Below are 6,830 nucleotides of genomic sequence, written 5' to 3'. Positions count from 1 at the left end.
AAAAAAATGAGAAGTGATTTTTCACCTAATATACCAGTGTATATACAGATAGTAGAGTACATAAAAATGGAAATTATATCTAAACGCTGGTCAACAGGCAGCAAAATTCCTACTGTACGTGAATTAGCTACCACATTACAAGTCAATCAAAATACGATTCAACGTGCATTTCAAGAGCTAGAAAAAGAAGAGATTATTATAACGCGTAGAGGAATGGGAAGATATGTAACCACTGAGGAAGATAAGATCAAAGAACTTCTTAATCAAATGATAAAAGAATTAATTAATAATTTTATAAATAACATGAAAAACTTAAATTTTAATGAAGAGACGATTCTTATAAGTCTCCAGTCTGCATTATATGTTGATAATTTAAAAGTATTAAATAAATAATATATGAAAACATATGTTTATAAAAAACAGTAATGTAGAGATGTATACTAAGAGCACCATTCACTTCATTTCTTTTAAAACAATAAAATGAAAAAACTCTCTATTTAATTCACTTTTAACAGGTGAATTAAATAGAGATGTTTTATTAACAATTTATATAATATTAATTTGTGCTTGTCCATCTATTTTAATAGCAATTCAACTTAAAACTTTGGCATCATACCACCAATTGCTCCAAAAGCTACTGAGAAAATAAAGAAGATGATTGCAACTACCGTTGCCTGTTTTTTGCTTAATCCAGCTGTAATATGTAATCCTAATGCAGATATAACTAAAGACCATATTGTAAAGATTTCAAATGACTTCATAGCACCATGTAAAACGTCATTAAATGAAGTGAATAAAGGAGCTAACCCAGTATACATTTCTTCTCCTGTTTCTCCAATAATAATAGCCAAAAGACCATTTATAAATAAACCAAGTGTGGTAATAACACTTCCATACACTGAAATTGCTAATAATTTTTTAAAAGGTGTATCGTTGTTCATAAACATCATAAACACTTTATAAATAGCTGCAGTAATAAAAGCCCCTATTATAAAACCAATAGCTCCTGTAAAAAATCCACTCCCTAATTGCCAATATAAGGGGATATCTAAAACTGACTCTGCATTTGCTTTTTTACCTTCTGGAGACAGAATATAGGCATATGTATTAATTAGATATACAATACCGGTTAAAGCTGCCAATATCCAAAAGCTTTTCCAAATGGCGTTACTATTTTTTATTCTTTCAAATTGCAAACTTGGAGATGTAATTATTCCAAATAAAGATGGTTTTTCAACATTGACCTCTTGATCTTTAATATTTAATTCCATTTCTATAACCTCCATGTATTTATATACCACGCTCTATTAGAATAGTTTATGTCACCTTATCATACATGTAACCTATTCGTAGCGAAGTGCTTCAATTGGGTCCAATTTTGCAGCTTTATTTGCAGGAATTAACCCAAAAATAATACCAAGTGTCATAGAGAACAACACTCCTCCAACAACAACTTCCCATGAAACAAGTGGTGGCCATTTCGCATAAATAGACACAACATAAGCTCCCAAGTAGCCAAGAGCGATCCCAATTAGTCCACCAATAAGAGTTACCATAACTGATTCAATTAAGAATTGTAGCAATATTTTACTGCGCGTTGCCCCAAGTGCTTTACGTACTCCTATTTCACGGGTGCGCTCTGTTACTGATACAAGCATAATATTCATAACACCAATTCCACCAACCACTAAGGAAATACCAGCAATACCACCAATAATCATAGTCATAATATTTGTCATTTGAGAAATACCATCTTGAAGTTCTTTTAAATTTGTTACCTCATATTTTCCTGTAAACTCGCTTGGTTTGCGGCTATTTAATACCTTAGACGCTTTTTTGCCTGCTAATTCTAAATCATCAACATTTTTTGCTTGTACGGAAATTTCTTGAATTTCATCTTTTCCATATAATGTCGGCCATAGTGTAATCGGAATTAGAGCTTCTGAAGCTTCCATTCCCATAAAATCATTATCTGATTTATAAGTACCAATGATTTGCATTGGTTGCCCCTTAATTTCAATTATTTTACCAATTGGATTTTGCTTTTTGAATACTTTATTTTTCATTCCTGTACTAATCATGACCACATTATTTCCTTCGGTAATATCAGACTCCTGTAATGACCGACCTTTTAATACTTTCACTTGATTAACATTAAAGTATTGTTTATCTAATCCTGTAATAGTTACCATTTCTTTTTTATCTTCGATATCCAGAGCTTCCATACTAGAATTTGTTGTAAGAACATGTGCCACTTCTGGGATATTTTGTACTTCATAAATGTCTTCCTCAGTTAACTTAGGTTCTTCTGTTTCAAAAGGATTATTAATATCTGGAGTGTAATGAATGGGAACAACATTATTTCCTTTACCAGCAAATAATGACTTTAATGTAGCCTCCCCGCCCTGTCCAATTGCAACCACAGTAATAATAGAAGATACACCAATAATAATACCAAGCATTGTTAAGGCTGAGCGTAATTTATGAGAAAGAATAGAAGACAAAGCAATTTTTATACTATCTAATAAACTCATACGGCACACCTTCTATCTTCTGTGATTTTCCCATCTCGCAATACAATACGGCGAGATGAATAAGCAGCTACCTCTTCCTCGTGCGTAACCATAACAATTGTCGTACCTTCTGCATTTAACTTTGTGAAAATATCCATAACTTGGCCACCAGATTTTGTATCAAGTGCACCAGTCGGTTCATCGGCCATAATGAACGTTGGGTTATTCGCAATCGCCCTTGCAATTGCTACACGTTGCTTCTGTCCACCTGATAATTCATTCGGTAAGTGATGCACGCGATCTGCTAATCCTACTTTACCTAACGCCTCTAAAGCACGTTTGCGACGCTCTGCTTTCTTCATCCCCCCATATACGAGTGGAAGTTCAACGTTTTCCACTGCAGAAAGACGTGGTAATAAATTAAAGTGCTGGAATACAAAGCCGATATATTCATTACGAATTAAAGCTAGTTTTGACTCGTCTGCCGTTAAGATATTCACATCATTCAGCACATATTCACCTTCTGTCGGACGATCTAAACAACCTATAATATTCATAAGCGTTGACTTACCAGAACCAGATGGCCCCATAATGGAAACAAACTCACCACTTTGAATTGTTAAACTAATACCGTGCAAAATTGGCACTGCCAACTTCCCTTGATAATACGTTTTAGCAATATTATTTAACGTAATCATTTCTCTTTCACTTCCATTCCGTCATACACATCGTCGGAAGGATTTTTAACCACCTTTTGCCCCACTGTTACGCCTTCTACAACCTCTGTCCAGTCCCCATCAGTAGAACCTTTTTTCACATTTTGTTTACGAAGCTTCCCTTTATCCTCAACATAAACAAATGCATCATCACCTTTTGCTACAATGCTCTTACTTGGGACAGCAATCATCTTCTTATTCTCTAAGTTTACTTGCAGAGAAACGTGGTAACCTGGAGATAAACCATCTTGACTATCAAGACTTGCTTTATATGTATACTGAGACATATTTTGAGTTGCTTCACCCACGCCGCCAGCTTGCGCCATCTCTGCGCTCGTTGGGAACTCACTTACCTCTGTAATCTTACCTGTCCACTTCTTCTTGCTATTTGCTTTTGCAGTTACAGTGAATGTTTGATCCTTTTGAATTTGTGACTTCTGAAGCTCAGTTAACGTACCTTGAACTTGGAATGGATCTTTAGAAGCTACTTGTAAAAACGCTTTTCCTTGACCACCTAACGCTTGAGATGAACTTTGCGCCGCATCTTTATCTAACTTTTGAACAACACCAGCGAAATTACTATAAATCGTAAGCTCTTTCTGCTTTTTACTTAACTCTTCTTTCTGCAACTTCCCTTTTTCTTTCTCAAGATCAGTTGTCTTTTGAGCAATCTCCAGCTCACTTACTTGCTCGTCCATCGGATCTGTTATTTCTTTCCCAGCTCCACTATCTTTGGCCTTCTTAATTTCTTTCCTCAATGAATCAATCTTCTTTTTCCCTTGGTCATAACGCATATCTGCCATCTTCTGATCAAGCTCAGCTTGTTTCATTTGCAAATTAATTTCTTCATTATCATAAGAGAATAACTTCGTTCCCTTTTCTACCTCTTGCCCTTCTTTTACCGCAATATCTTTCACTTTCCCTTTAGTTGAATCCGCATAGAAACTTTCAATATTACCAGGCTTCACCTGACCAGAAATTAACTTCGTATTATTCAGCTTACGCTCTGTCACTTTCTCAAAGCTCACAGTATTAGCCGTTGTTGCCGCGTCTTTTTTCTTGCCTTGCATTGCAAAAATATTAATTGCCGCTACAATGACAATTAACGCAATAACTCCAATAATAATCCATTTTTTTGTTTTCTTCTTTTTTACATCTGCATTTGCTAACATAGAAATTTTTCTCCTTTTGTGATTAATTTGCGTTTCAAATCTAATGAATTTAGAGCTTCAAAATAAAACTAGATACTTATTTAAATATAGAATTTTATTTCATTTCTTTAATGCTAACTTTCTTGTTTATATATTTTGTACTACTTCCATACCAATAGTAGTAATTTCTAGCTACATCCTTTGGAAGATCAAAAACTTTTGTTTTCTTAACTGGTTTAGCACGTATTGAAGATTGAAGTGTCGCAAGTCCAAATAGCCGTTGTAGCCCGGATTCGACTATTTTTAACTCTTCTATATTTTTTCTATTTGTTATAAATAGATTTGTTGAAAATCCTCCTCGTTGCAATTGAATGAATTCCCCGTTAAGTTTGTAACCACTGTATAAACCATTCAATATTTGCGATGTATTAATAAGTACGAATAATATTATTGGGATATACCAAAACTCTGTCCAAAAATAATAAGTAAGTATCGTACCTATAATCCAAATATAGCTTGATCTTACCATTTTTATAAAAATGGTATATTTGGGAACACCAATCATTTTTGTATCGATTTTAAATGCTGGCAAAATCTCAGGAATTAGTAATAAAGCTCTATTTTTATCTATAAGTGGAAAGAGTACTTTAGCGGTTCTCATATCCTTATCTTCCATATCAGTAATACTTATAATTTTTACTTGTACTAAACCAAACCATCTTTTTAATAGATTAGTATTAATATTAATAGCCTGGATTTTCTCCTTCGGAATGGAGAATTCAGTTTTATTAAATACACCTGTTCTAATAAAAATTCGATGTTGATCAGAAGTAACTTGAAAGTTACCATATTGAATATAAGTCTTAATCATCCCATAAACTAGTGACATTATTAAAAGAATAAGAATACCAAGACTCATTAGGAACCATGATTTTTGAAAAAAAGAACTGATTTCATTTATATAGCCATCTATAGAAATAAAATCATTTATATTGGAGTAAACCTCTTGAATTAATGGAATCAATAAAAGTAATTTAAGTGACATAAGTGATTTAACCAATATTTCTTTAGGTGCCATTTCATAATGCTTATCTCTTGAAATATATTGAGGTTCTATTAACTCTACTTTCTGTATATCTGATTCATTCTCTTTCTTTGGAATAAAATTAATATGTCCTAAATGCTTTTGTATCCGTGCAGCCTCTTCATAAGTTATCATTTCAAGCTTAATGGAAGATTTCTTTTCATTGGAACCAGTTTCTAATAAAAGTGATGTTAGTCCAAATAAACGGTGAAAAAAATGCGTATTTTGACTAATACCTTGGATACGTTCTAATGGAATAAAACGATCTTCCTTAATGAAACGCCCCTCATAAATGTACATTTCTTTATCCGTAAATACATACTTAAAATGTTTCCAATCAAGAAATATTGAAACGAAATTATAAATTAGATAAATAACTCCTGCAGCTATACCACCAATCATAAAAATAGGGTTAGAATTTGAACTTATAAAAATAGCAAAAAAAACGATCCACAGAATAAGTTCTTTTATAGATTTTACTATGGAAAAGAGCATCCATAACGGATGCATTCGCTGAGCTATTTGTTCATATGCTAGTTCTTGCTTCATTGTATTATAGCCCTCCTATTTTATTCATTGATTTCATTAATTCCAGCTAAATATGCAATATTTGCTCTTAATTCTGTTGCTTTCTTTTCAGAAATAGCAGGTATCTCATGCTCTGAAGCCATTGTACCTATTGTTAGTGTAGACAAGCCATACTTTCGTAGTATTGGTCCTTGATTGGTATTTACATATTGCACTTTGGCCATCGGTATTATTAGATGCTTTCTCATTAATACTCCTCCATGTTTTAGTTGAATATAATTTTCATCAATTTCATAACGCCATGTTCGTTGTCGATAAATAGGTATTATGGATAGTTCAAATATGGAAGAAATAATGAGTAAAACAATAATGATATAACAAATAATACTTATCCAGTTTTTCCAGTCATAATAATTCTGTAAAAATAAAAGAATTCCTAATATGCAAAGTGCAGTAGTATAAGTAATTACATCACTTATCCGCCATACTTTTACTGCATTTGGCGAGATTTTTTGTTGTGGTTCTTTTATCATTTTAATCTCAATCTCCTTTTTGATAATTAGTTACACTAATAATCTATCTATTCTAAATTTTCATTAAAGCCCACAGTAATTATTATACTTAAAAATATATCCATGTATAGATTTTTTTGGAATAAATATTAAAAGCAATCTAAATATATAAATTTTTCTAAAAATTCAGTTGACATGATTTTAAAATTTAGATATATTTATAATCGCGAAAGCATTACAAAAAAATTCATAAGGAGGGATATTATGGTTGCTTTTTTAAGAATCGTAGGCCAATTAGGCGCTAAGGCTGCTTCATGGGCTTGGGC

At 32.6% G+C, this 6,830-nt stretch carries 8 protein-coding genes; 2 read left to right on the top strand and 6 right to left on the bottom strand.

Annotation, left to right across the window (positions count from 1 at the left end; all coding sequences use genetic code 11):
• The first annotated feature begins 6 nt into the window (after positions 1-6).
• Positions 7-393 carry a GntR family transcriptional regulator gene (locus DN403_RS28850; RefSeq protein WP_149186031.1) on the top strand — a complete coding sequence of 129 codons (387 nt, stop codon included), beginning with the start codon at positions 7-9 and terminating at the stop codon, positions 391-393.
• Between the two features lie 203 nt (positions 394-596).
• On the opposite strand, the gene yknW is transcribed toward DN403_RS28850, so the two are convergent.
• The 6 genes from yknW to DN403_RS28820 all read right to left on the bottom strand — a co-directional run bounded on the left by yknW (position 597) and on the right by DN403_RS28820 (position 6,525).
• Positions 597-1,271 carry a YknW family membrane protein gene (yknW, locus tag DN403_RS28845; protein WP_149186030.1) on the bottom strand — a complete coding sequence of 225 codons (675 nt, stop codon included), beginning with the start codon at positions 1,269-1,271 and terminating at the stop codon, positions 597-599.
• A gap of 72 nt (positions 1,272-1,343) precedes the next feature.
• A complete protein-coding gene (locus DN403_RS28840) occupies positions 1,344-2,534 on the bottom strand; it encodes an ABC transporter permease (protein ID WP_063539070.1) in 1,191 nt (396 codons plus the stop codon).
• Positions 2,531-3,211, bottom strand: coding sequence for an ABC transporter ATP-binding protein (locus DN403_RS28835; RefSeq protein ID WP_063539068.1), 681 nt, complete (start codon positions 3,209-3,211; stop codon positions 2,531-2,533). Before DN403_RS28835 ends, DN403_RS28840 begins: the two co-directional genes overlap by 4 nt.
• Complete coding sequence (locus tag DN403_RS28830) at positions 3,208-4,401, bottom strand: efflux RND transporter periplasmic adaptor subunit (RefSeq protein WP_149186029.1); 1,194 nt, start codon at positions 4,399-4,401, stop codon at positions 3,208-3,210. The genes DN403_RS28835 and DN403_RS28830 overlap by 4 nt, the downstream gene beginning before the upstream one ends.
• A gap of 94 nt (positions 4,402-4,495) precedes the next feature.
• Complete coding sequence (locus tag DN403_RS28825; RefSeq protein WP_149186028.1) at positions 4,496-6,013, bottom strand: PH domain-containing protein; 1,518 nt, start codon at positions 6,011-6,013, stop codon at positions 4,496-4,498.
• Between the two features lie 20 nt (positions 6,014-6,033).
• Positions 6,034-6,525 (bottom strand): PH domain-containing protein, encoded by a 492-nt coding sequence (locus tag DN403_RS28820; protein WP_149186027.1) that lies wholly within the window; start codon positions 6,523-6,525, stop codon positions 6,034-6,036.
• Positions 6,526-6,699: 174 nt separating this feature from the next.
• On the opposite strand from DN403_RS28820, the gene DN403_RS32450 reads away from it, so the two are divergent.
• A partial coding sequence (locus DN403_RS32450) for an aureocin A53 family class IId bacteriocin (RefSeq protein WP_149186026.1) occupies positions 6,700-6,830 on the top strand: 131 nt, incomplete at its 3' end.

Origin of the sequence: Bacillus sp. AY2-1 (assembly GCF_008368965.1) — a bacterium.
Lineage (GTDB): Bacteria > Bacillota > Bacilli > Bacillales > Bacillaceae_G > Bacillus_A > Bacillus_A thuringiensis_S.
This window is presented reverse-complemented; position numbering and strand designations above follow the sequence as displayed.